Genomic DNA, 25,036 nt, shown 5'->3' with positions numbered 1-25,036 from the left:
CGGCGCGCGCGGCGGTGCGTTCCCTGTCATTCGCGGGACACGGCAGGAACGGGCCGCGCCCCCTGTCACTGCGCCGGGCTCAGCCCTGGCGCGTGCGCAGCTTTTCCAGCACGCCGTCCAAGGTATCCAGGTCGGTGTAGTGGATGATCAGCTTGCCCTTGCCGCCGCGACCATGGTTGATCGCCACCTTGGCCCCCAGGGCTTCGGACAGCTCGGTTTCCAGCGAGGCGATGTCGGCCTGCTGCACCTTCGGCGTGGCCACCGGGCGGTTGCTCGGCACCTTGCCGGCGGCGAAGGCCTGCGCACGGCGCTCGACTTCGCGCACCGACCAGCCTTCATCGGCCGCTTCCTGCGCCAGCTTGCCGGCCAGCTCGGGGGCCAGGGTCAGCAGCGCACGGGCGTGGCCCATTTCCAGGCGACGGGTTTCCAGCAGCAGGCGGATCGCCACCGGCAGCTCCAGCAGGCGCAGCAGGTTGGACACCGCCGCGCGCGAGCGGCCGACGGCCTCGGCGGCCTCGGCATGGGTCAGGGTGAACTCGCTGATCAGGCGCTGCAGCGCCTCGGCTTCTTCCAGCGGGTTGAGGTCTTCGCGCTGGATGTTCTCGATCAGCGCCATCGCGATGACGGTGCGGTCTTCCAGCTCGCGCACCACCACCGGCACTTCGTCCAGGCCGGCCAGCTGCGATGCGCGCCAGCGGCGTTCGCCGGCAACGATTTCGTAGTTGCCCGCCGGCAGCTGGCGCACCAGGATCGGCTGGATCACGCCCTGCGACTTGATCGAGTCGGCCAGCTCGGACAGCTTGCCCTCGTCCATCTCGCGGCGCGGCTGGTACTTGCCCGGCTGCAGCTGGCCCACGGCCAGCTTGCGCAGCACTTCACCCGGCAGCGGCTCGATCACCGCGGTGGTGGCCTGCACCTGGCTGACCGCACCCTTGGGACCCAGCAGGGCATCCAGGCCACGGCCGAGGCCTCGCTTCTTGGCTGCCGGCTTGCTGCTGGTCATCAGACGGTCTCCACGGCCTTGGCGGCCTTGTTGCGTTCGTTGTTGCGGCGGATGATCTCGCCGGCCAGGCCCAGGTAGGCCACGCCACCGCGCGAGGCGCGGTCATAGCCGACGATGCTCTGGCCATGGCTGGGCGCCTCGGCCAGGCGCACGTTGCGCGGCACGATGGTGCGGAACACGCGGTCGCCGAAGTGCTCGGTGAGCTCGGCCGAGACCGCGTTGGCCAGGTTGTTGCGCACGTCGAACATGGTGCGCAGCACGCCTTCGATCTCCAGCGCCGGGTTCAGGCTGGTGCGCAGCGCCTCGATGGTTTCCACCAGCGCGCTCAGGCCTTCCAGCGCGTAGTACTCGCACTGCATCGGCACGATCACCGAGTCGGCGGCGGCCAGCGCGTTGAGCGTCAGCAGCGACAGCGCCGGCGGGCAGTCGATCAGGATGTAGTCGTACTCGTCGCGGATCGGCGCCAGCGCGCGCTTCAGGCGCTGCTCGCGCTCGCTCTGGCCCATCAACTGGATCTCGGCGGCGGTCAGGTCGATGTTGCCGGGCAGCAGGTCGTAGCCCTCGGCAGTCTGCACGCGCACATCGGCGGCGCTGTTCTCGCCGAGCAGCAGGTCACAGGTGGAGGCGGCCAGCTCTCGTTTGTCCACGCCACTGCCCATGGTCGCGTTGCCCTGCGAATCCAGGTCGACCAACAGCACGCGCTTGGGTGCGTTGGCCAGGGAAGCGGCCAGGTTGACGGCGGTCGTGGTCTTGCCGACGCCACCCTTCTGGTTGGCGATGGCGATGATGCGGGCCATGCGGGTGTGCCTCGTCGACGTGTGCTGGGACCGGTCATTATGCGTACAACCGGCCCCTTGCGGAAATCGTGAATCGCCAACCCGTTGTTCCACAAGGGGCTGGCGGCGGGAATCAGGGGCCTGTAACAGTGACCAGGTGGCGTTCGCCGGCCAGGCCGGGCACGCTCAGCGGGGTCACCTCGCGCACCTGCCAGCCGTCCGGCAGCTCCGCGATCTCTTCATGCGGGTAGACGCCCTTCATGGCCAGCAGCACACCGCCGGGGCGCAGCAGGTGACCACCGACGCGGACGATGCCGGCCAGGGTGTCCATCGCGCGCGCGGTCAGCTGGTCGTAGCGGCCGGCCTCGTCCAGCGCCTCGGCGCGCGATTCGGCCACGCGGGCGTTGCCCAGGCCGAGCTGGCGCACGGCCTCGCGCATGAAGCGCGCCTTCTTGCCGTTGCTCTCAACCAGGGTGACCTGCAGGGCCGGGCAGGCAATCGCCAGCGGGATGCCGGGCAGCCCGGGGCCGGTGCCGAGGTCGGCCAGGCTGCCATCGGCCACGAACGGTTGCATCGCCAGCGAGTCGAGCAGGTGGCGGGTGACCATCTCCTGCGGATCGCGGATGGCGGTGAGGTTGTAGGTGCCGTTCCAGCGGTGCAGCAGGGCCAGGTAGCGCAGCAGCGGCGGCGCCAGCGCGGCATCCAGGCCCATGCTGGCCAGGCCCTGTTCCAGCGTGGCAGATACGCTGGCGGGAAGTGGGTGTTCGCTCATGCCGACATTATCGCCGGTTTTGCGCGCTGATTCCCCGCTTCAGTGTGGATACCAGGCCAATGCCGCACGGAACTGGCCGGTGGCCTGCCATTCGTGCAGGTGCCAGCGCGCGGCCTCGCCCAGTTCCGGGTCGCACCAGCGCAGGTGCAGGGCGCCATCGGCCCCCGGCGCCAGCTGCAGGCGGTGCAGGCCGAACGAGATGCCCTGCCCGTGCGCCTTCAGCATCGCTTCCTTGGCGCACCACACGCGGAAGAACCAGTGCTCGCGCCCGGCCTCGTCCAGGCTTTCCAGCCAGGCCACCTCCTCGGGGTGGAAGAAGCGCTGCACGATCTCCAGCAGGCGGGCCCGCGGCCGCAGCAGCTCCAGGTCCACGCCCAGCCGCACGCCCTCGCCCAGCGCCACCAGCAGCACCTCGCCGCTGTGGCTCCAGCCGGTGCCGTAGTGGGCCAGCGCGCCGCTCAGCTCTGGCCGGCCCTTGTCATCACGGACCAGTGGCAGCGTCTCCGGCTCGGCGCCCAGCGCCTGCGCCAGCACCTGCCGCGCCTGCGGTTCGCCGCGGTGGCCCGGCACATGCGGGCGTCGCCAGACCGTCACCGGACCGAAGCGCCACGGGCCGTCGAGGGTGGCTGGCAGGCTCATCCGCACGCGCCCATCACGCAATTCCACGACGGGTTCACAGCCGTGCGCGTCAACTGGTCACAGTTCCCCACCGGAGGTTCGATCATGGGCATCATCATCTGGCTGATCGTCGGCGGCATCGTAGGCTGGCTGGCCAGCATCATCATGAAGCGCGATGCCCAGCAGGGCATCATCCTCAACATCGTGGTCGGCATCGTCGGCGCGCTGATTTCCGGCTGGCTGTTCGGCGGCGGCATCAACGAAGCGATCACCATCCGCACCTTCCTGTTCTCGCTGATCGGTGCGGTGATCCTGCTGGCGATCGTCAACCTGTTCACCCGCAAGAGCATACGCTGACACGGCAGTCGTGCCGGCCGCTGGCCGGCAGACGCATCACAACGGGCCCGGCAATCGTCGGGCCCCGTTCGTTCAACCGATCTGCACCCATGCCGGCGCGTGATCGCTCGGCCGTTCCCAGGTCCGCGGCTCACGATCGATACCCGAAGCCACCGCACTGCCCTTCAGCGCATCGGAGACCAGGGTCAGGTCGATGCGCAGGCCCAGGTTGCGGCGGAAGCCAGCGGCACGGTAATCCCACCAGCTGAAGGTGCCCGCCTCGTCATTGTGCAGGCGGAAGCCATCGTGCAGGCCCAGCTGCAGCAGCTTGTTGAGCGCGCCACGCTCGGCGGTGGAGGTGAGGATGTGGTTCTCGTTCCACACCTCCGGGTCGTGCACATCGCGCGCGTCCGGGGCGATGTTGAAATCGCCCATCACGATCAGCTTCGGGTGCCGCTGCAGTTCTTCGGCGATCCAGGCATGCACCGCCTCCAGCCAGCGCAGCTTGTACTCGTACTTGTCGGTGCCGATGTCCTGGCCGTTGACCACGTACAGGTTGATCACCCGCAGGTCGCCGAAGGTGCCGGCGATGACGCGCTTCTGCTCGTCCTCGAAACCGGGAATGCCGATCTGCACGTCCTGCGCCGGCTCACGCGACAGCAACGCCACGCCGTTGTAGGTCTTCTGGCCGGCGAACACGCTGCGGTAGCCCGCGCCGATCAGCGCCGAATCGGGGAACTTGTGGTCCTCCAGCTTGGTTTCCTGGATACCGACGATGTCCGGGCCGAACTCCTTGAGCCACTGCTCCAGGTGCGGCAGGCGGACATTGAGTGAATTGACGTTCCACGAGGCGATCTTCATGGGGGCATTCTACCCGGCCCGGGTTTGGTAGACGCCAACCTTGGTTGGCGCATGGGGTTCACGCGTGCCAACCAAGGTTGGCACCCACCGGAAGGGGCCGCGCGGGTTGGCACCGACCGGTAGTGCCGGCCGCTGGCCGGCAACCCCATGAACCCTCGGCGAGACCCTGCATCTGCCGGCCAGCGGCCGGCACTACCGCAAGAGGAACTTCAACAACCCCGCAATCTTCGAATACGGCGGTCGCAGCCGGTCGCTGGCGGCCCAGCGCGACTGCCACAGCACCGGCAGCCGCTTGCTCATCGCATCGAACCCGGCCCGGCCGTGGTACGCGCCCATGCCGCTGGCCCCCACCCCACCGAACGGCAGGCCATCGGCCGCGAAATGCAGCAGCGTGTCATTGACGGTCACTCCGCCGGCCACTACCTGGCCGAGGATGCGCTCCACCGTCGCCTTGTCGTAGCTGAAGGGATACAGCGCCAGCGGCCGATCACGCGACAGCACGTCGGCCAGCGCCGCATCCAGATCCGGGTACGCCCGCACCGGGAGGATCGGCCCGAAGATCTCCTCGCGCATCAGGTCCAGGTCGTCCGGCGGGTCCAGCACCACGGTCGGCACCAGCAGGCGCTCGCGGTCGGCGCGCGCCTCATCCACCTGCGCCAGCGGAATCACCGGCACGCCGCGTTCGCGCGCCTGCGCCAGATAGCCCTGCAGGCGCCGGTACTGGCCTTCGTTGATGATGCGCGTGTAGTCGCCGGCATCGCTGAAATCGCCGTAGCGTTCGCGCACCTGCTGCTGCAGCGCCTGCACGAACTCGCGCTGGCGCACGGTATCAATCAGCACGTAATCCGGCGCGATGCAGGTCTGGCCGGCGTTGAACCATTTGCCGGTGGCCAGCCGCGCGGCGGCCTTTTCCAGCGGGAAATCGCGGCAGACAATCGCCGGCGACTTGCCGCCCAGTTCCAGCGTGACCGGTACCAGATGTTCGGCGGCAGCGGCCATTACCTTGCGGCCAACCGCCGTCGAGCCGGTGAACAGCAGATGGTCCAGCGGCAGCGATGACACCGCCGCGGCCACGTCCGCCCCACCCTGCACCACCGCCACGCGATCGGGCGGGAGCACGCTGGCCAGCAGATCGGCCAGGAATGCACTGGTGCGCGGCGTGTGTTCGGAGGGCTTGAGCAACACGTGGTTGCCGGCGGCGATGGCGGTGGCCAGCGGCACCAATGCCAGCGTGACCGGGTAGTTCCAGGGCGAGATCACCCCGACCACGCCCAGCGGCATCGGCCGCAGCTGCGCGCGCGCCGGCCACAGCCGCCAGCCGGCACCGACCCGCTGCGGCTTCGACCAGCGGCGCAGGTGACGGCGCAGGTGGTCGATGGCCGACAGCACGCTCATGCCATCGGCCAGCTTTGATTCGACGTGGGCGCGATGGCCGAAGTCCTCGGCGATGGCCTGGGCCATTTCGTCCAGGCGCGGCTTCAGCGCCTCGCGCAAGCGGCGCAGGTCGGCTTCGCGCTGGTCGAGCGTGGGCCGCTGCGACTGCCAGGCGCTGCGCAGGGTGTGCAGGAGGGCGGGAAGGTCTGCCGGCGTGGTGGTGGTCATGGGCCGACTATACGGCGTACAGCACGTCTCGATGGGGTCAGATCCCTTTCGCAAGCGAAAGGGATCTGACCCCAAAAACAGGGAAACAAAAGGGCCGCGGTCTGCACCGCGGCCCCTGAAACCCGGTGGGTACCGACCGTTGGTCGGCACACCGGTTATTTGGTGATATCCACGTCCTTGGTCTCGCGCAGGAACAAGCCGCCGATCACCACCGACATCAACGCGATGATGATGGGGTACCACAGGCCGTAGTAGAGGTTGCCGGTACCGGCCACCAGCGCGAACGAGATCGCCGGCAGGAAGCCACCGAACCAGCCGTTGCCGATGTGGTACGGCAGCGACATCGAGGTGTAGCGGATGCGGGTCGGGAACAGTTCGACCAGGTAGGCGGCGATCGGGCCGTAGACCATGGTCACGTACAGCACCAGCAGCCACAGCATGAAGATGGTGCCGGCGATGTTGATGCGTGCACCATCGGCCTTGGCCGGATACCCGGCGGTGGTCAGGGCGGTCTTCAGTTCCGCACCGAACGCATCGGCCTTGGCCTTGCCGTCTTCCTTGGTCAGGCCAGCGGCCTCATACGAGGTGACGCTGGCGCTGCCCACGTTCACCATCGCCAGCGAACCGGCGGCGGCGGGCTGTACGTCGTACGGCACACCGGCCTTGGTCAGCGCAGCGGTAGCCACGTCGCAGGAGCTGGTGAACTTGCGCAGGCCGACCGGATCGAACTGGAACGAGCAGGTGTTCGGATCGGCCACGACCAGGGCCGGGGAGCTGCTACGGGCTTCTTCGATGGCCGGGTTGGCGAAATGGGTCAGGCCCTTGAAGATCGGGATGTAGGTAACAGCCGCCAGCAGGCAGCCGGCCAGGATGATCTTCTTGCGGCCGATACGGTCGGACAGCCAGCCGAAGAAGATGAAGAACGGCACGCCCAGTGCCAGCGCGGCCGCGATCAGCAGGTAGGAGGTGGTGGCATCGACCTTCAGCATGCTGCTGAGGAAGAACAGCGCGTAGAACTGGCCGCCGTACCAGACCACGGCCTGGCCGGCTGCGGCGCCGAGCAGGACCAGCAGCATCAGCTTCAGGTTGCCGCCCTTCAGGCTGTCACGGAACGGCGTCTTGGAACCCTTGCCCTCGGACTTCATCTGCTGGAACAGCGGCGATTCGCTCAGCTGCAGGCGGATCCACACGGACACACCCAGCAGCAGGATCGACACGAGGAACGGAATACGCCAGCCCCAGGCTTCGAAGGCTTCGTTGCCCAGGAAGTAGCGGCAGGCCAGGATGATCAGCAGCGACATGAACAGGCCGAGCGTGGCGGTGCACTGGATGAAGCTGGTGTACAGGCCACGCTTGTCGTCCGGCGCATGCTCGGCCACGTAGGTGGCGGCACCGCCGTACTCGCCGCCCATCGCCAGGCCCTGGGCCAGGCGCAGGATGATCAGGATCACCGGTGCGGCGAAGCCGATCGAGGCGTAGTTGGGCAGCACGCCGACCAGGAAGGTCGAGATGCCCATGATCAGGATGGTGACCAGGAAGGTGTACTTGCGGCCGATGCGGTCGCCGAGGCTGCCGAAGAAGGCCGCGCCGAACGGACGCACGAAGAAGCCGGCTGCAAACGCCAGCAGGGCGAAGATCATGCCCGTGGTTTCATTGACGCCACTGAAGAACTGCTTGGCAATGATGGCGGCAAGCGAGCCGTACAGGAAGAAGTCATACCACTCGAAGACCGTGCCGAGGCTCGAGGCGAAGATGACTTTCTTGTGGCCCTTGGTCAGGGTGCCCGCCGCATTGTGCGGGCTTGATGCAGTGCTGGACATGGGACGCTTTCCCTCTGTAGATGCCGGCCTTGGCCGGCATTCAATCTCGGTGGGTGCCGACCTTGATCGGCACTCAATTCGGTAGGTGCCGGCCGCGACCGGCACCCCATCTCGGTAGGTGCCGGCCGCTGGCCGGCACGCTCTTAGAAGCTGTACTTGGTGGTGAACTGCAATCGGGTGATGTCACCCTTGTTGCCGTTCTCCACTTCGCGACGGCCATACATCAGCTCGGCACCGATATCGACCTTGGGCAGCGGCGAATAGAAGATGTTGCCGCGGATGCTCTGCACGCTCTTGGTCACCAGCGGGCCGAGGATGCTGTCGTTGTCGTAGTCGCTGCGCGCGTAGATCAGGTTGGTGCGCAGCTTCGGCGAGAACGCATGCCGCCAGCCCACGTAGCCGGCCAGCACGCCGGTCGGGTTGAGCTCGTCGCGGGCCACGTCGTAGGCGCTGTCGGCGGTGATGCCCAGGCCGATGTAGCGGGCGATGCCTTCGCCGCCGGTCAGCTGGTAGTGCAGCGAATCGCTGTCACCCATCACCCACTTGCCGCCCAGGGTCAGGCCGCCGGCCACCTTGTCAGCCTTGGCACCGGTGGCCTGGTTGTCGACCTTCAGCTGGCGGACGATGCCGCCGACACCGAAGGTGCCCCAGTCGCCCTTCCAGCCGTAACGCAGGGTCAGATCAGGCAGGCTGCCACGATCGGAGTTGGCGCTGGTGTTGGTCCAGGCGCCGGTGACCGGGTTGCGGGTACCGGTGAGGGTGGTGGTTTCCGGGTTTTCCAGCGCGACGCTGAAGCCGCCCTGGGTGTAGCGCACCTGGGCCTGGCGCACGAAGATCACGCCGTCGGTGGGGCCGACGAAGTCGACCGCTTCGGGCAGTGCGGCCGCGTCCATGAAGTTGGACCAGGTCTGGCCGGCCAGCCAGTTGTTCCAGTACATGTAGGCGTGGCGCAGGGTCACGCCATAGGTGTTGGTGGCGGTCTGGTTGCCCAGCGAGTTGCCGAAGAAGTCCATCTCGAAGAACGCACCGGCCTTGTTGCCCGATTCGCTCACATTGTCGATGCCCAGGTTGAAGCGCGAGAACTTGGCGTGGGCGTTGAAGTCGGTACCCGAACGCTTGCCGCTGCCGCCGGCGCCCTCCACCGGGGTCTGGCCCGGCAGGTACAGCGAGCGGCCGGTGGCGTCGTCGGCCAGCTGGCCATCGCTGGTCTGGGTGGCGAGGAAATCGGCCTTGATGAAGCCGCCGATCTTGACCGTGGTGCCCGGCGCGGCGCCCGGGGTGATGGTGGTGACCTGGATCGGCTGCTTGCCCGCCGGCACCGAGGCGACCGGCTTCTGCTCGGCCTGCACCGTGCGGACTTCGGTCACCGCCTGCTGGGTCTGGCTGATCTGGGTCTGTTGTTGTTGCTGCGAAGACAGCAGCAGCTGGACCTGGCGTTCCAGTTCGGCAACGCGTGCTTCCAGTGCTTTCTCTTTGGCGGTCTCTGCGAACGCCATGCCCGGTGCGACCAGGGCGACCAACAGGCAGGCCGCCAAAGGTTTACGCACGGCTTTCAACGTACGGTGGCTCATGTTGCCCTCTCTCCCAAGTGGCAAGGTGATGCCGCGCGTGGGGCACGGTCGAGCCGAGACTGCGGGGCGTTCACGCACAGCGGCTATTCGCCATTGGTCGAACCCGGCCCTGCTGGGCGCTCACTTTCGACCATGGTCTAACCAGGGTGGTGACGCGGCCGGGGGTGGATGGGGCAAACTGAGGGGGATCGGTCGCCGCAATGCTGCGACCGCACACACAAAGTCAACGTGCAAGTGAGGGTGCCATGGCTGATATCTACCCCGTCGATCCGCAGTTCGCCGCCAAGGCACGCATCGACAAGACGTCGTACGAACAGCAGTACCAGGCTTCGGTGACCGACCCGGATGGTTTCTGGGGCAAGGCCGCCGAGCGCCTGCAATGGATGCGCAAGCCGACGAAGATCAAGAACGTCAGCTACGACCTGTCCGATTTCCACATCAAGTGGTTCGAGGATGGCGAGCTCAATGCCAGCGTGAACTGCCTGGACCGCCAGCTCGAGACGCGCGGCGACAAGACCGCCCTGCTGTTCGAGCCGGATGGCCCGGATGCACCGGCGCAGCACGTGACCTATCGCGAGCTGTACGAGCGCACCTGCCGCCTCGGCAATGCGCTGCGCAACCTCGGCGTCAAGAAGGGTGACCGCGTCACCATCTACCTGCCGATGATCGTCGACGCCGCCGTGGCCATGCTGGCCTGCGCGCGCATCGGTGCGATCCACTCGGTGGTGTTCGGTGGCTTCGCACCGAATTCGATCGCCGACCGCGTCAGCGACTGCCAGAGCAAGCTGATCATCACCGCCGACGAAGGCCTGCGCGGTGGCCGCAGGATTCCGCTGAAGGCCAACGTCGATGCCGCGCTGAAACTGCCCGGCACCAATACCGTGGAAACCGTGCTGGTGGTGCGCCATACCGGCGGCGCGGTCGACATGCAGGCGCCGCGCGACCGCTGGTTCCACGATGTGGTGGACAGCCAGCCGGCCACCTGCGAGCCGGAACGCATGAACGCGGAAGACCCGCTGTTCATCCTCTACACCTCCGGTTCCACCGGCAAGCCGAAGGGCGTGCTGCACACCACCGGCGGCTACCTGCTGTACGCGGCCTACACCCATGAAGCGGTGTTCGACCTGCGCGAGGATGACATCTATTGGTGCACCGCCGATGTCGGCTGGGTCACCGGCCACAGCTACATCGTGTACGGGCCGTTGGCCAACGGCGCGACCTCGCTGATGTTCGAAGGCGTGCCGAACTACCCGGACACCTCGCGCTTCTGGAACGTCATCGACAAGCACAAGGTCACCATCTTCTACACGGCCCCGACCGCCATCCGTGCACTGATGCGCGAGGGCGAGGAGCCGGTGAAGAAGACCTCGCGCGCGTCGCTGCGCCTGCTCGGCAGTGTCGGCGAACCGATCAACCCGGAAGCCTGGCGCTGGTACTACGAAGTGGTCGGCGACAGCCGTTGCCCGATCGTCGATACCTGGTGGCAGACCGAAACCGGCGGCATCCTGATCTCGCCGCTGGCCGGTGCGATGGACCTCAAGCCGGGTTCGGCCACCCTGCCCTTCTTCGGCGTGCAGCCGGCGCTGGTCAATGCCGATGGCGAGATCCAGGACGGTCCGACCGAAGGCAACCTGATCATCCGCGATTCCTGGCCGGGCCAGATGCGCACGGTGTACGGCGACCACCAGCGTTTCATCGATACCTATTTCCGCACCTACCCGGGCAGCTACTTCACCGGCGACGGTTGCCGCCGCGACGAAGACGGCTACTACTGGATCACCGGCCGCGTCGACGATGTGATCAACGTGTCCGGCCACCGCATCGGCACCGCCGAAGTGGAAAGCGCGCTGGTCTCGCACCCGAAGGTGGCCGAAGCGGCCGTGGTCGGCTTCCCGCACGACGTGAAGGGCCAGGGCATCTACGCCTACGTCACCCTGGTGGCCGAAGAAGCACCGAGCGATGAGCTGCAGAAGGAACTGGTCGCCTGGGTGCGCAAGGAGATCGGCCCGATCGCCACGCCGGACCACCTGCAGTGGGCGCCGGGCCTGCCGAAGACCCGCTCGGGCAAGATCATGCGCCGCATCCTGCGCAAGATCGCCGAGAACGCGCCGGACCAGCTCGGCGACACCTCGACCCTGGCCGACCCGTCGGTGGTGGCGTCGCTGGTGGACGAGCGCAAGGTGCGCTGATGGCGTGACTGCAGGCGCAGGACGCGCCAGGGACGTGGCCGGGAGGAGGGACCCGGCCGTGTCCGACCCGTCCTGCACCTGCCATCACGTCGCTCCTTTTCCTGATCGATAAGCTCGACCCATGACCACCCTCCTGATTGCCGATGACCACCCGCTGTTCCGCGAAGCCCTGCGTGGGGCGGTGCAGCGGGTCATCCCCGGCGTGCAGCTGTTCGAGGCCGACAGCGTGGAAGCACTGTACGCGCTGGCCGACCAGCACAACGACGCCGACCTGGTCCTGATGGACCTCAACATGCCCGGTGCGCAGGGTTTCAACGCCCTGGTGCACATGCGCTCGCTGCACCCGCACCTGCCGGTGGTGGTGGTATCCGCGCGCGAAGAAGCCACGGTGATGCGCCGCGCGCTCGACCACGGCGCGCTGGGCTTCATTCCGAAATCCGCCGACTCCGACACCATCGGCCACGCGCTGGGCACCATCCTCGATGGCGAGACCTGGGCACCGCCGGAAGCGCACAACGTGCCGCCCACCGGCAGCGAGGAACGCGAAGTCGGCCAGCGCCTGCGCGAGCTGACCCCGCAGCAGTTCCGCGTCTTGCAGATGCTCGGCGCTGGGCGCTTGAACAAGCAGATCGCCTACGACCTCAACGTCTCCGAAGCGACGATCAAGGCCCACGTCACCGCCATCCTGCGCAAGCTGGGCGTGACCAACCGCACCCAGGCCGTGCTGATGGCCGGCAAGCTGGCGATCGACGACGACGCCATCGTGCTGCCGCCGGAAGAAGATTGACGGTAGTGCCGGCCGCTGGCCGGCAATCGCCTGAAACGCGCGACATCATCTGAAACCGCACTGGTAGGTGCCAAGCTTGCTTGGCACGCCTTTGCTTCGCCCTGTTATAGCCATCGCTATACAAACCAGCCCTGCCTGCGCGTTTCGCTGGAAGTGCGCCACGCGCGGATCGCGATGCTAAGCTTCGCGTCCCCTTGGGGAGTAGCCGGATTCCTTCGCAGGAATCGTCCACGTCAACATACTCGGCCAGTGCGCCGTGGCGTGGACAACCATGATGGTTGGCGAGACCAGCGGCCCGCGCGCGCAACATCAGGTTGGGCGCGAGCGCAGGCCGTGCGTCCGTCCTAGCCCGACCTCAGCCGCCGCCCATGTCCCCCATTTCGATCCTCCTGATCGGCTTTGCCATGTCCACCGATGCCTTCGCCGCTGCAATCGGCAAGGGCGCGGCCATGCGCAAGCCGGTGTTCCGCGATGCATTGCGTGCCGGCATCATCTTCGGCGTCATCGAGGCGATCACGCCCATCATCGGCTGGCTGCTTGGCCGTGCCGCCCTGCAGTACGTCGAAGCCTTCGACCACTGGATCGCCTTCGGCCTGCTCGGCGCACTGGGCATCCACATGATCTACAACGGCCTGCGCCCGGACAGTGCCGAGGACGACGAGGATCCCTCGCAGCACCACGGCTTCTGGAAGCTGGCGCTGACCGGTTTCGCCACCAGCATCGACGCGATGGCGGTGGGCATCGGCCTGGCCTTCATGGACGTGCATATCGGCGTGATGGCTGCGGTGATCGGCCTGTGCACGCTGACCATGGTCACCGTCGGCATCATGCTCGGCCGCGTGCTGGGCAGCATGGTCGGCAAGCGCGCCGAGATCATCGGTGGCGTGATCCTGGTGATCATCGGTGCGACGATCCTGTACGAGCACCTGCACGGCGTGGGGTAAAACGCCGAGAGCGGGCGATTGCGTGGTTGCCGGCCAGCGGCCGGCACTACCAGACGTCACATCCACGCATGGCGTGGATCTACTGCCGGGCGGCCGGCGCTACTGCGCGTCGCGCAGCGCGCCCAGGAAGGCGCGCAGCGAGGCCGGCTTGATCGGCTTGGTCAGCACGCGGTAACCCCGTTCGCGCGCCATCCGCTTCAGCTCGTCGCGGCCATCGGCAGTCAGCAGTGCGCCCGGCAGCGGGTAACCGGCCGCCTCGCGCAGCGCCACCAGCGCGTCCAGGCCATCCATGCGGTCGTGCAGGTGGTAATCCACCAGCATCACCTGCGGGCGCTCGGCGATCTTCTCTAACGCCTGGTCAACGGTGGCGGCGGTGATCACCTGCACCTGCCAACGGCCGAGCAGTGCGCGCATGCCGTCGAGGATCTCCTCGTCGTTGTCCACGCACAGCACGCGCAGGCCAGCCAGGGAATCGCTGCGTACCGGTGCGGCCACGGCCGGTACCGGCGTGGCCAGTTCGGTATAGCCCGGCAATGGTGCCACCCGCGGCAGGATGATCGAGAACATCGAGCCCTTGCCAACCCGGCTTCGCGCATTGAGGCGATGGTCAAGCAGGCGCGAGATGCGCTGGCAGATCGACAGGCCCAGGCCCAGCCCCTGCTCGCCCCAGTCGAACGGCTGCTGGTAGCGGTGGAATTCATCGAAAATCTGCCGCATGTGGTGCTCGGGAATGCCGGGCCCGGTATCCCACACCTGCAGCTCCACTTCGTCGCCGCGCTGGCGCACGGCCAGCACGATGCGGCCCTGGCGGGTGTAACGCAGCGCATTGGCCAGGAAATTCTGCAGCACGCGGCGCAGCAGGCGGCGGTCACTGCGCACCCATGCCGGGCGTGCGAACAGGTCCAGGCGCAGGCCACGGCCGGCAGCAACCGGGGTGTACTGCGCGGCCAGCTCGCGCATCAGCGCACTCACGTCGAACTCACCGATCACCGGGTGCAGGCCGCCGGCATCCAGCCGCGATACATCCAGCAGGCCATCGAGCAGTTCTTCAGCCGCGCGCAGCGAAGCGTCCACGCGCTCGGCCAGATGCTTCTGCTCGTCGCTCACGTGATCACTGTCGCGCAGTGCCGAAGCAAACAGGCGCGCTGCGTTCAACGGCTGCAGCACGTCATGGCTGATCGCCGCCAGGAAGCGGGTCTTCGACTGCTGCGCGACCTCGGCCTCATGCGAGCGTTCGGCCACGCGCTGTTCCAGCGTCTCGTTGGCTTCCAGCAGCGCTTTTTCCGCGTGCTTGTAGTCGGTGATGTCGTTGTAGCTGGTCACGTAGCCGCCACCGGGCAGCGCCTGGCCGCGCATCTCGATCACCTTGCCATCGCTGCGGGTGCGCTCGAACACGTGCGGTGAACCGGCGCGCATGTAGCCGATGCGGCGGTTGATCTGCACTTCGATATCGCCCTCGCCCAGCTCGCCACGCTCGGCGTTGTAGCGGATCAGGTCGGCCACCGGGCGGCCCACGTAGAGCATGCCGTCGGGGTAGCCGAACATATCCTGGTAGCGGCGGTTCCACGCGGTCAGGCGCATGTCCGGGTCGACCACGCTGACCCCGGCACTGATGTTCTCCAGCGTGGTCGACAGGATCTCGCGGTTGAAGCGCAGTTCCTGTCCCGCTTCGTCCAGCACCGCCACCACTTCACCCAGGTCCATGCCCGAGCCGCGCAGCAGGCTGGTCAGCAGCAGGCGTGCCGATGCCGCACCGATCGACGCGGCCAGCAGGCGCTCGGTGAACTGTACCCACGGCCGGTCCGCAGGCGCCGAGGATTGCAGCTCGCGGCCCAGCGACTGCGCCTGCTCGAAGAACGAACGCCGCGCGTGGCGCTCGCCAACCACGCGCGAGGCCAGCGCCAGCAGGTCGCCCACGTGCACGTGACCCGGCCAACCACCGGCCACCGACGGGCGCTCGGCATATGGATCGAGGAACGGCGCAGCGCGAAGCCGCTCATCAACGCCGGGCCGCCAGCGCGCGGACACCAGCATCATCGTCGCCGCGTTGACCAGCAGCGACCAGAACGTACCGTGGGTCAACGGATCCCAGCCGGTCATGCCGAACAGCTGCTGCGGCCGCAGCCACTCGATGCCGAACGGGCCGTGCTGCACCCAGGCGGCATCGACCCAGCCGGCCATGGTCATCGCCGGCAGCAGCAGGGTGTACAGCCAGGTGGCGAAGCCGAGCAGCATGCCCGTCTCGACGCCACGACGGCTGGCGCCACGCCAGTACAGGCCGCCGATCAGGCCGGGCGCGAACTGCGCCACCGCTGCGAACGCCATCAGGCCATACGAGGCCAGCGTGCTGTCGTTGCTGCTGGTGCGGTAATAGCTGTAGGCCATCAGTGCCAGCAGCAGGATCGCCAGGCGGCGGATCCACAGCACGCGCGAGGCGACGTCGGCGGCCTCTTGGTGGTCACCGCTACGGCGCAGCAGCACCGGCATCACCAGGTCGTTGCTGACCATGGTGGCCAGCGCGATCGACGACACGATGACCATGCCGGTGGCCGCCGAGAACCCGCCCACATAGGCGATCAGCGCCAGCGCGTTGCGGCCCTCGGCCAGCGGCAGGGCCAGCACCATCGAATCGTCGGCGACGCTGCCACCGGTGCCGAACAGGGTCACGCCGGCGGTGGCGATCGGCAGCACCATGCCGGAAATCAGCACCAGGTAGCCGCCGAACATCCAGCGCGCGCGGCGCACGTCGCGCACGTCACCGCACTCGACCACGGCCACGTGGAACTGGCGCGGCAGGCAGATGATGGCGAGGAAACTGAGCAGGGTCTGCGAGATGAAGCCCACCGGCGGCAGGCCGGTGAACAGCGTATGCACCGACTCGACCACCGCGTCGGTGCGGTTGCTCAGCCACAGGTAGGCGAACACGCCCACGGCCAGCATCGCCAGCAGCTTGATCACCGATTCGAAGGCGATCGCCAGCATCATGCCGTGATGGTGCTCGGTGGCATCGACCTGGCGGGTACCGAACAGGGTGGCGAACAATGCCATCAGCAGCGCCACGTACAGCGCGGGATCGGTGAAGAAGCCGGTCGGGCCGGTGTTGCCGGTCAGCACCTGCAGGCTCATCGCCACCGCTTTGTACTGCAGGGCGAGGTACGGAATGATGCCGATCAGCGCGATGATCGCCACCAGCGCCGCCAGCCGGCGCGAGCGGCCGAAGCGCGAAGAGATGAAGTCGGCGATGGAGACCACGTTCTGGCTGCGCGCGATCAGCGCCAGGCGCTCGATGATGCGCCAGCCGAACAGCAGCAGCAGCAACGGACCGATGTAGATGGGCAGGTAGCCCACGCCGTTGCGCACGGCGGTGCCGACCGCGCCGTAGAACGTCCACGACGAGCAGTACACGGCCAGCGCCAGGCTGTAGACCACCGGCCGCAGCCACGGCCGGTCGGGGTACATCGGCCGACGGTCGCCCCACCACGCCACGCCGAACAGCAGCGCGGCATAGGCAACCGAGACCAGCAGCAGGATCCAGCTGGAGACCACGCGCGCGTTTCCGTCAGGACAGGGGCCAGTAGATCACGACCGTTGGTCGTGATGGTAGGTCACGACGGAGGGGCGCAAGGAGGGCGCGACGGTGGGTCACGACCGTTGGTCGTGACGGAGGCCTCCGTGCCCACCAACGGTGGGCACCCACCAGGAGCCGGCGTTACTGGGCCGGCACGCCCATTTCCTTCAGCAGTTCCGGCGCCGGGTAGACCTTGGCCAGCAGCCAGCGCAGGTAGCGCATGTCAACGTGCACGGCGCGCTTGTAGCGCGGGTCGAACCACCAGCTGGCGCTGACCGACTCCCAGTTGCTGTCGAAGTTCAGGCCGATCAGTTCGCCCTTGGCGTTGAGCACCGGCGAGCCGGAGTTGCCGCCCGTCGTGTCCAGGTTGGTCAGGAAGTTGACCGTCTGGGTCTTCAGCGCCGGGTCGGCGGTGCTGCCGAAGTCACCCTTGGCGATCGCGGCCAGCAGCGGCTTGGGAGCATCGAACGGATAGGCGTTGGTGTTCTTCTCGACGATGCCGGCCACGGTGGTCACCGGCGAGTAGGTCACGCCGTCGCGCGGATGCAGCGCTTCGACCTTGCCATAGCTGATGCGCAGGGTGCGGTTGGCATCCGGGTACACCGCACGGCCCTGCTTGGCACGCCAGGCGAACAGCGCCTGCATGTAGGCCGGGCGCAGGCGCAGCTGCTCGCCTTCGCGGGTCTTGCTCTCGTTCTCGATGCGCAGCTGCGCGGCCACCAGCGGGCCGGCCACGGCGATCAGCGGATCGGCGGCCAGTGCCTTGCCTTCGCGGGCCGCAGCGAAACGGGACAGGCGCTGTGCCTCCTCGCCCAGCTGGGTGCCGGCGTACAGGGTATCCAGCGCCGCTGCCAGCTGCTGCGGGGTACGGCCGAAGGCGGCGTCGAACTCGGCCACGCGCTGCGCGTCCGGCAGCTGCTGGTAGCGGGTCAGCAGGGTGCTCAGCAGCGCCTTCTCGACTTCCGGCGCGTAGCGGCGCTGGACCTGCTTGAGCACGCCTTCGATCATCGCCTGGTCGCGCTGCTGGTAGCCGCTCTCGCGCTGTGCGTCCGGCTTGGCCGATTCGATGCGCAGGCGTTCCAGCAGCAGCGCCGAGCGCAGCAGCTGGCTCTGCGCGGCCATCTGCTCCAGCAGCAGGTCACGCTCGCCCACCGCCGCGCCCTGCGACAGGTTGCCCAGCAGCGCCTTGATATCGCCCTGGTACTTGCGGTCGGTGGCGGCCAGCATGGCCGTCTCGTCAGCCGCACGCTGGGCCTTGGCGTCGCTGCGCAGCAGGCCTTCCAGCTCACCGGCGGCGCGCTTGCGGTTGTTCTTCAGCGACTGCAGCTGCGAGGCGTAGCGGGTACGCGCCTGCGCATCCTTGGCGCTGGCCGCCTCGATGGTGTCGATCATCTGCTGGAACACCGACACGCGGCGCGGCAGCACGGTATCGATCTGGCCAGCGAATTCGGCGGCGGTGCGGTGGCGGTAGGTGATGCCCGGGTAACCGGCCAGCATCGCGTAGTCGCCTTCCTTCGGGCCTTCCACCGACATCTGCAGGTGCGCCGGTGCCTGGTAGGGCACGTTGTCCTTGCTGTACGCGGCCGGCTTGCCGTCCTTGCCCACGTAAGCACGCAGCAGGGTGAAGTCGCCGGTGTGGCGCGGCCACATGAAGTTGTCGATCTCATCGCCGTAGTTGCCGATCGCACGCGGCGGCGCATACACCAGGCGCACATCGCTCAGTTCCAGCTGGGCGATGCGGTAGAAATCGGTGCCGTAGTACATGTTGGCCACCGAGCAGCGCACGCTGCCGTCCTTCTCGCACTCGGCCACGATCTGCTTGCTGGCCGCATCCACGGCATCGAAGTAGGCACGGCCGGTCTTGCCACGCGCCTGCGCCAGCACCTGGTCGGTCACCTTGTCGAAGCCGACCGTGACCAGCACACGGAAGTCCGGGTTGGCCGGGCGCTCGTCGGCGCGGTCCCTGGCGATGAAGCCACCGTTGATCAGGTCGTGCTCGGGCGAGCTGTTGTACTGGATCACGCCCATCGCCACGTGGTGGTTGGTCAGCAGCAGGCCGTCGGCGGACACGAACGAGCCGGTGCCGCCACCGGCACGCACCACGGCGCTCAGCGGCGGCGCGGTGACGTTGGCCAGGTCGGCCGGATTGCCCTTGAAGCCTGCGGCCTGGAGCGGCTTGGCCAGCTCCGGCAGCTGGGTCGGCATCCACATGCCTTCATCGGCGTGGGCACCGGCGGCGAGGGTCAGGCCCAGGGCCAGGGCGGTGGGAAGGGCTTTGCGTGGTGACATGAGGCAATCCGGTACGACAGAACAGCCCGGGACCATAGCCCGTGGGGCGGGATGGGGCAACGGCCGATGGTTGGGGCGACGCGCACGGTAGTGCCGGCCGCTGGCCGGCAATCCACGTAGCTCAGGAGATACGGTGCAGCTGCCGGCCAGCGGCCGGCACTACCGCAGCCACGCATGGCGTAGCTCTACTTCTCCCGCCGCCAGTTGATCGACCCACGGTTTTCCACCGTGCTCGATTCCACTTCCACGTCGAAGCCGCGACGCAGCAGGTACTTCAGCGTGATCACCGAACCGGCACCGACCAGCGACACGCCGTAACCGACGTACAGCTTGGGCGAGATGTACTTGCCGACGCCGATCACCGAGCCACCCAGCGCGCGCGACTGGCTCACGCCGGCATCGTCCAGGCCCAGCTTGGCGCCCAGCTGCGAGGCCAGCAGCCCGCTGCCGGCAGAGAGTGCCGCCGAGGCCGCGTTGACCTGCTGGGTCTGGTCGCTGCTGGCACCGGTCAGGCTGCGGCCGAGCACCAGGTAGGCCAGCGCTTCGGACTGCGACATCGCCGGATCGGACCACACGTCCGCACGCGGCTGCTGCGCACGCCCGGTCACGTCGATGCCGGCGGTGACATCACCAATCCGGCGCTCGGCACGGATGTTGATGCGCGGGTCGGACACCGCGTTGTAGTTCCAGGTGAGGTTGCCGCGGGTGATGGTCAGGTCCTGCCCATACGCCTTGTAGCGACCACTCACTTCCAGCCCGCCATTGGCGGTCATCTCGCGGCCGGGCTTGGCCCAGACCTGCATCTTGCCGGTCAGTGCACCCTTCAGGCCGAAGCCGGTCATCTTCACCTTGTCACCGAGGCTGACCGTCAGGTCCATGTCCAGCGGCGAGGTGCGCGACTCTTCCGGATCGGCCGGGTCGAGCACCACCACGTCTTCGGACACCGAGGTGCCACGGTCCAGGCGCTCCAGGTCGATGTCGGCCTCGGGCACGTGCACGGTGCCACGCAGTTCCATCGCGGCCTTGGCCAGGGTGAAGTCGAGGTTGGGATTGGCGACGATGCGCAGTTCGCTGGTGTTGGACAGCAGCACGTTCTCGCCGTGGATCTTCAGCTGCAGCGGCTGTGCATCGCCGAACCACGACAGGCCACCATCCACGTACAACGTGCCCTGGCCGGAGTTGGCCTGCGCGGTGATCTTGGCCGAACCGTCGGGCTGGGCCACGAAGCTGCCCTTGCCCTGATCGAAGGTCAGGCCCAGTGCCGGGAATTCACCCTTGAAGTTGCTCAGCTGCGCGTCACCACCCAGCGACGGCTGGCCACGCGTACCGCGCAGGCTGACGTGGCCTTCGATCAGGCCGGTCGGTCGCACGATGTCCGGCGAGAACAGCTCCAGCCAGTACAGCCGCGACATGTTGAGGTAAAGCTCACCGTTCAGCGGCGCACTGGCTTCCCAGCCGGTCTGCATCCTGGCGTCGACGAAGCCGTTGCCCTGGAAGCCCATGCCCAGGTAGCCCTTGATGCTGGCCGGGGTCATGTCCAGCTTCAGCGAGAACTGGTCGTAGCGCACCAGCTCGCCACGGGTGGTGTCCCCCACGGCATTGCGGTTCTCACCCAGGCGCACGCCACCTTCCTTCGAGCGCACTTCCACATGGCCTTCCCAGGCGTTGCCGCGCGGGCGGATCTGCGCGTCCAGACTGACATCGCCGCGCAGGTAGATGCGGCGGCCGGACTGCGGCGGCAACCACGGCTGCACCAGCGCCAGCGGCAACGCATCACTGCGCACCACCAGGCCCTCGCGCGGCCAGTTCGCCTGTGCACACAGTGCACCACTGCTGGCGGCGGCCAGGCAGGCTTCGGACAGCGTGTAGGTGCCGCCGTTGATCGCGAACGCCGCCGGTGCACGCAGCGACCAGGCATCGCCCTTCACCGGTGCGATGCGCAACGCGGCCAGCTCGCCACGCCACTGCGTGCCCTGCTGGCGCACGCTGCCCTGCAGCTCGACCGCGCCCATCTCGTTGCGGGTCTGCGCCGCCAGGCGCAGGTTGGAGACACTGCCCTGCGCATCCACATTCAAGCGTTCCAGCAGCATGCCGGCGTTAACCTGCTGGCCCTGCACCGCCAGCGTGCCGCTGTCACCGCGCCACGGCAGGTGGCCCTTGATGCTCACGCTCTCGGCGCCGTAGCCATCCCAGTTGAGGTTGTTGCCGACCAGGTCGGCGGTGATGTCCGGCGCATCGCGCGGGCCCTTCACCTGCACCTGGCCGCGCAGGCCACCATCGGCGCCCGGCAGCAGGTCACTCAGCTGCAGCGGCTCGAAACGCGCATCAATGTCGAGGCGGTCACCGACCTTGCCCGACGCGGTCACCCGGCTGCTGCCCAGCGACAGTTTCAGGTCGCCCTGGCCCTGCGCGCCTTGCAGCGCGAACTTGCCCTGTGCGTCGAGGTTGCGCTGGCGCAGCATGCCCTTCAGCGACGGCAGGTCCACCGTGGCTTCCAGCGTTCCGGCGGTGCCCGGTGCGGCATTGGCCGGCGGTGGCAGCTGGCGTCCCTTGGAGGCCAGGTTGCCGGACAGGCGGCCGTTCCAGCCCGGCACGAAATAGCCGGGGTCGAAGTCCTTCAGCGTGGCCTTGGCGTCCCAGTCCAGCTGCGGCGCCCAGGCCACCTGGCCTTCCACCTGCAGCTGCCCACCCGGTGTCTGCGCCTGCAGCTGGTGGATCGACGCGGCCTGGTCGTTGCCGCGCACGTCGAAGCGCAGCTGCGCCTTCTGTGCATCACGTTCCACCTCGGCGCGGCCGATCGCGGCCCAGGCCTTCAACGTGCCAGCCAGGCCGAAGCGTGCTTCCTTCAGGGTCACCGGCACCGGTGCGCTGCCGGCGGTGTTCGGATCGGGCGCCGGCACATAGGTCAGGTCCCGCGCGACCACCGAGAAGTTGAGCTTCTGCTGGTCTTCCTGGCTGAAATCAGCGGTGCCCTCCAGGCGGGCTTCGCCACCGAGCCCCTTCACCAGCAGCGGTGAAACCTTCAGCACCTGGTCCTGCAGCGACACCACCGACGGTGCCAGTTCCAGTTCCTGGTCGCCCTGCTTCACCTTGCCACGCAGGTTGGCGTTGCCGCCCTTGCCGGCGGCGGTGAAGTCCAATGCCAGCGGCGCGATCGCCGAGCTGGCCAGTGCCGGCGACAGCAACGCCAGATCCAGCTCGTCGCTGCGGATGCTGGCGCTCCAGCTCGGGTCGGTGCGGCCATCGAACACCAGCATCGCGTGCAGCGGCTTGGGCGCACGCCCGGCCACCGCTACTTCCATGTGCGACAGGTCACCGCGCGCAACCAGGCCAAGCGTCGCTGCGGTACGGCCACGCGGCGCCGGCAGCACTGCCGTCACCGTCACGTCGGTGTCGTAGTCCTTGGCCGGGATGTAGCGGCCCTGGGCGGTGAAATTGCCCATGTCGCTGTCCACGACCAGTTTGTGCGCCTGGAACTCGCCGTTGGCGATCTCGATGCCGCCACGCACGCGGCTGATGTCGATCACCGGCTCGTTGGCCTGGCTGATGCGGAAACCGTCGATGGCGATGGCATCGGCCTGGATCGCCAGCGGCATCTCGATCTGCGGCAGCGAATCGGGCCACGACGGCAGCTTGAACGGCTCGTCACTCTTGGCCAGGTTCAACGTCGCGTTGGTCAGCTCCAGCTTGTCCAGCAGCAGCTTGCGGCCCAGCAGCGGGCGCAGGTCCGGCTCCAGGTGTGCACGCTCGGCGTGGAAGTGGATGTCGTCGTAGCGGAAGTCGACGTTGTACAGGGTCAGCGGACCGGCCACCGGGCCGTCCACCTTGTCCCAGGTGAAGCTGGCGCCCACCGGCAGCCGCGCTACCACCTGTGCCAGCAGCACATCGCGGCCGGCCACGGTCTGCAGCAGCCAGTACACCGCCAGCAGGGCCAGCAGTACCAGGCCGATCACGCCGGCGCCGGACCACGCCCAGAAGCGGCGGCGGCGATAGAAGCGCACGCGCGGCGGCGGCGTGTTCGGGGTCGGTGCGGGCGTGCTCACAGGTCCGCTCCGATGTTCAGGTACAGCTGGAACTGCGAATCCGGGTTGTTCAGGCCATGCGCCACGTCGATACGCACTGGGCCCACCGGCGATTTCCAGCGCACGCCGAAGCCAACGCCGGTATGCAGGTCGATGGTGTTGTCGAAGGCACTGCCGGTATCGACGAACACCGCCGCGCCCCAGGGGCCGCCATTGAAATAGTGCTCGTATTCGGCCGAGCCGATCACCAGGTTCTTGGCGCCCAGCGCGTACTTGTCCGGCGCCGGCGTGCGCGGCCCGACCTCACGATAGGCGTAGCCGCGAATGCTGCGGTCGCCGCCGGCGAAGTAGCGCAGGCTCGGCGGCATCGCCACCAGGTCGCTGGTCCAGGTGGTGCCACCTTCACCGCGCAGGATCAGGCGATTGCTTTCACCCACCGGGATGTACCAGCGCAATACCGCATTGGCCTGCACGAAGCTGGTGTCCGAGCCGGCGCCTTCGACGCCGGCACGCATCGTCGCGGTGCCGCTGATGCCCTTGCGCGGGAACATCTCGTCGTCAACGTTGACGTAGTCGGCAACCATCTGCGGGTACACCAGCGTCGAGGTGTTGTAGACCGCGTCGGTGAACTCGGTGCCGGAGGCATAGCGCCAGCGCTCGCGTAGTGCGTTGACCGAGGCGATCGCGGTCCAGTGCTCGTTGATCTCGCCGCTGCGGCTGGCGATCAGTTTGAAGTTGCGCAGGTCGATGTAGTCGGTCTGCTCGTCGTACGCACTGGCAGCGAAGGTGTACCAGCCATCGAGCCAGTTGAAGGCCGGGATGCGGTAGCTGGTGACCAGGCTCTTGCGCTTCTGCGCATAGTCCAGCTGCGTGTTCATCTTGTGGCCGCGGTTGTTCAGGAACCGCCGCTCGATGCCACCGCGCACACCCGGGCCGCTCTCGCTGCCGTAGCTCAGGCCGGCGGTGTAGATCGTGCGCTTGGCCCGGGTCAGCTTCACGTCCACCGGCACATCGCCGTTCTCGTCGGCCTGGTCTGGCCGCGGCTGGATGTCGATCACGCTGAAGTAGTCCAGCTTGGTCAGCGACTGCCGCAGGCGGTCCAGCTTGCCCTCGTGGTAGTAGCTGCCCTGGTCCCAGTACACCAGCGGATCGAACAGCTTGTCGACGAAGTAGTCCTGCTCGAAGCGCACCGGGCCCATGTTGTAGCGGCGGCCGCTGTCCCAGGTCAGGTCGATGTCGGCGGCATTGTCGGCGCGGGTGATCTGCACCTGGCGCTGGGTGTAGTCGGCATCGAAGTAACCGCGCTCGGCCAGGCGCCGGGTGATGGTGATCTTGCTGGCTTCGTACTGGGTGTGCTCGAAGCGCTGGCCCTTGCGCGGCTTGAACGCGGCCAGGTCATCCTGCAGGTACTGGTCGTACATCGCCGGGCCGGTGATGTCGATGTGCTCGCGGCGCACGGTCACCGGGGTGCCCTTGTCGACATGGATCAGCACGCGGACGTGCTCGTCCTCGCGCGGCGCCTCGACCTTGATCACCGGGTTGTAGTAGCCGAACGGTTCCAGTGCCTGGCGGGTCTGCCGCTCGGCCTGGGACAGCAGGTACTCCAGGCGCGATTCGCCCTGTTCCTTGCCGATCGTGTCGTACAGCGACAGCGATTCCTGGATGTTCTCGATGATTGCGGCGTCGTCGCCCTTGTCCAATCCCTTGATGTCCACCTTGTCGATGGTGCCGCGCGCGTGGACCACGGAGGTGGCGGCCAGCGACAGGACCATCAGCGGCAGGGCGTATTTCTTTGGCTGCATGCGGCACAGCATACCGACCGAAGGTGACGATGCGAAATGCATCACGTCATTGGGGATCGGTTGTTAAGTTGCGGTC

At 67.5% G+C, this 25,036-nt stretch carries 16 protein-coding genes and 1 riboswitch; of the genes, 4 read left to right on the top strand and 12 right to left on the bottom strand.

Annotated elements, in window-relative coordinates; translation table 11 throughout:
* Positions 1-79 precede the first annotated feature (79 nt).
* The 4 genes from ACXI0D_RS12385 to ACXI0D_RS12370 all read right to left on the bottom strand — a co-directional run bounded on the left by ACXI0D_RS12385 (position 80) and on the right by ACXI0D_RS12370 (position 3,190).
* Positions 80-1,003: a ParB/RepB/Spo0J family partition protein gene (locus ACXI0D_RS12385; RefSeq protein ID WP_008267278.1), complete on the bottom strand. Its 924-nt coding sequence runs from the start codon at positions 1,001-1,003 to the stop codon at positions 80-82.
* Positions 1,003-1,800, bottom strand: coding sequence for a ParA family protein (locus ACXI0D_RS12380; RefSeq protein ID WP_005411653.1), 798 nt, complete (start codon positions 1,798-1,800; stop codon positions 1,003-1,005). The genes ACXI0D_RS12385 and ACXI0D_RS12380 overlap by 1 nt, the downstream gene beginning before the upstream one ends.
* 112 nt (positions 1,801-1,912) lie before the next feature.
* Positions 1,913-2,551 carry a 16S rRNA (guanine(527)-N(7))-methyltransferase RsmG gene (gene rsmG, locus ACXI0D_RS12375; protein WP_014038973.1) on the bottom strand — a complete coding sequence of 213 codons (639 nt, stop codon included), beginning with the start codon at positions 2,549-2,551 and terminating at the stop codon, positions 1,913-1,915.
* 39 nt (positions 2,552-2,590) lie between these two features.
* Positions 2,591-3,190, bottom strand: a complete 600-nt coding sequence (locus tag ACXI0D_RS12370; RefSeq protein ID WP_049446926.1) for a 4'-phosphopantetheinyl transferase family protein — start codon at positions 3,188-3,190, stop codon at positions 2,591-2,593.
* A gap of 84 nt (positions 3,191-3,274) precedes the next feature.
* Between ACXI0D_RS12370 and ACXI0D_RS12365 the strand changes: the two genes are divergently transcribed.
* Positions 3,275-3,526 carry a GlsB/YeaQ/YmgE family stress response membrane protein gene (locus ACXI0D_RS12365; RefSeq protein WP_005411656.1) on the top strand — a complete coding sequence of 84 codons (252 nt, stop codon included), beginning with the start codon at positions 3,275-3,277 and terminating at the stop codon, positions 3,524-3,526.
* Positions 3,527-3,598: 72 nt separating this feature from the next.
* On the opposite strand, the gene xth is transcribed toward ACXI0D_RS12365, so the two are convergent.
* The 4 genes from xth to ACXI0D_RS12345 all read right to left on the bottom strand — a co-directional run bounded on the left by xth (position 3,599) and on the right by ACXI0D_RS12345 (position 9,359).
* Complete coding sequence (gene xth, locus ACXI0D_RS12360) at positions 3,599-4,366, bottom strand: exodeoxyribonuclease III (RefSeq protein ID WP_049446923.1); 768 nt, start codon at positions 4,364-4,366, stop codon at positions 3,599-3,601.
* Positions 4,367-4,558: 192 nt separating this feature from the next.
* On the bottom strand, positions 4,559-5,968 hold the full coding sequence (locus ACXI0D_RS12355; protein ID WP_119006949.1) for a coniferyl aldehyde dehydrogenase: 1,410 nt from the start codon (positions 5,966-5,968) through the stop codon (positions 4,559-4,561).
* A 155-nt stretch (positions 5,969-6,123) separates the two neighbouring features.
* Positions 6,124-7,788, bottom strand: a complete 1,665-nt coding sequence (locus ACXI0D_RS12350; protein WP_049446920.1) for an MFS transporter — start codon at positions 7,786-7,788, stop codon at positions 6,124-6,126.
* 143 nt (positions 7,789-7,931) lie between these two features.
* A complete protein-coding gene (locus ACXI0D_RS12345) occupies positions 7,932-9,359 on the bottom strand; it encodes a DcaP family trimeric outer membrane transporter (RefSeq protein WP_119006950.1) in 1,428 nt (475 codons plus the stop codon).
* Between the two features lie 245 nt (positions 9,360-9,604).
* Between ACXI0D_RS12345 and acs the strand changes: the two genes are divergently transcribed.
* The 3 genes from acs (at position 9,605) to ACXI0D_RS12330 (ending at position 13,279) form a co-directional block, all read left to right on the top strand.
* Complete coding sequence (gene acs, locus ACXI0D_RS12340; protein ID WP_110714184.1) at positions 9,605-11,548, top strand: acetate--CoA ligase; 1,944 nt, start codon at positions 9,605-9,607, stop codon at positions 11,546-11,548.
* 121 nt (positions 11,549-11,669) lie between these two features.
* Entirely contained in the window at positions 11,670-12,335 is a 666-nt protein-coding gene (locus ACXI0D_RS12335; RefSeq protein WP_006477308.1) for a response regulator transcription factor, read from the top strand.
* 190 nt (positions 12,336-12,525) lie between these two features.
* Positions 12,526-12,615: riboswitch (yybP-ykoY riboswitch) on the top strand.
* 88 nt (positions 12,616-12,703) lie between these two features.
* Entirely contained in the window at positions 12,704-13,279 is a 576-nt protein-coding gene (locus tag ACXI0D_RS12330) for a manganese efflux pump MntP (protein ID WP_032957840.1), read from the top strand.
* A 99-nt stretch (positions 13,280-13,378) separates the two neighbouring features.
* On the opposite strand, the gene ACXI0D_RS12325 is transcribed toward ACXI0D_RS12330, so the two are convergent.
* The 4 genes from ACXI0D_RS12325 to ACXI0D_RS12310 form a co-directional block, all read right to left on the bottom strand.
* Positions 13,379-16,825, bottom strand: coding sequence for a hybrid sensor histidine kinase/response regulator (locus tag ACXI0D_RS12325; protein WP_119006951.1), 3,447 nt, complete (start codon positions 16,823-16,825; stop codon positions 13,379-13,381).
* Between the two features lie 163 nt (positions 16,826-16,988).
* A complete protein-coding gene (locus tag ACXI0D_RS12320; protein ID WP_119006952.1) occupies positions 16,989-19,136 on the bottom strand; it encodes a S46 family peptidase in 2,148 nt (715 codons plus the stop codon).
* 185 nt (positions 19,137-19,321) lie between these two features.
* A complete protein-coding gene (locus tag ACXI0D_RS12315) occupies positions 19,322-23,179 on the bottom strand; it encodes a translocation/assembly module TamB domain-containing protein (RefSeq protein WP_119006953.1) in 3,858 nt (1,285 codons plus the stop codon).
* A complete protein-coding gene (locus ACXI0D_RS12310; RefSeq protein WP_083663084.1) occupies positions 23,176-24,972 on the bottom strand; it encodes an autotransporter assembly complex protein TamA in 1,797 nt (598 codons plus the stop codon). Before ACXI0D_RS12310 ends, ACXI0D_RS12315 begins: the two co-directional genes overlap by 4 nt.
* Between the last annotated feature and the right edge of the window lie 64 nt (positions 24,973-25,036).

Source organism: Stenotrophomonas sp. C9D9, from assembly GCF_056491205.1.
This window is presented reverse-complemented; position numbering and strand designations above follow the sequence as displayed.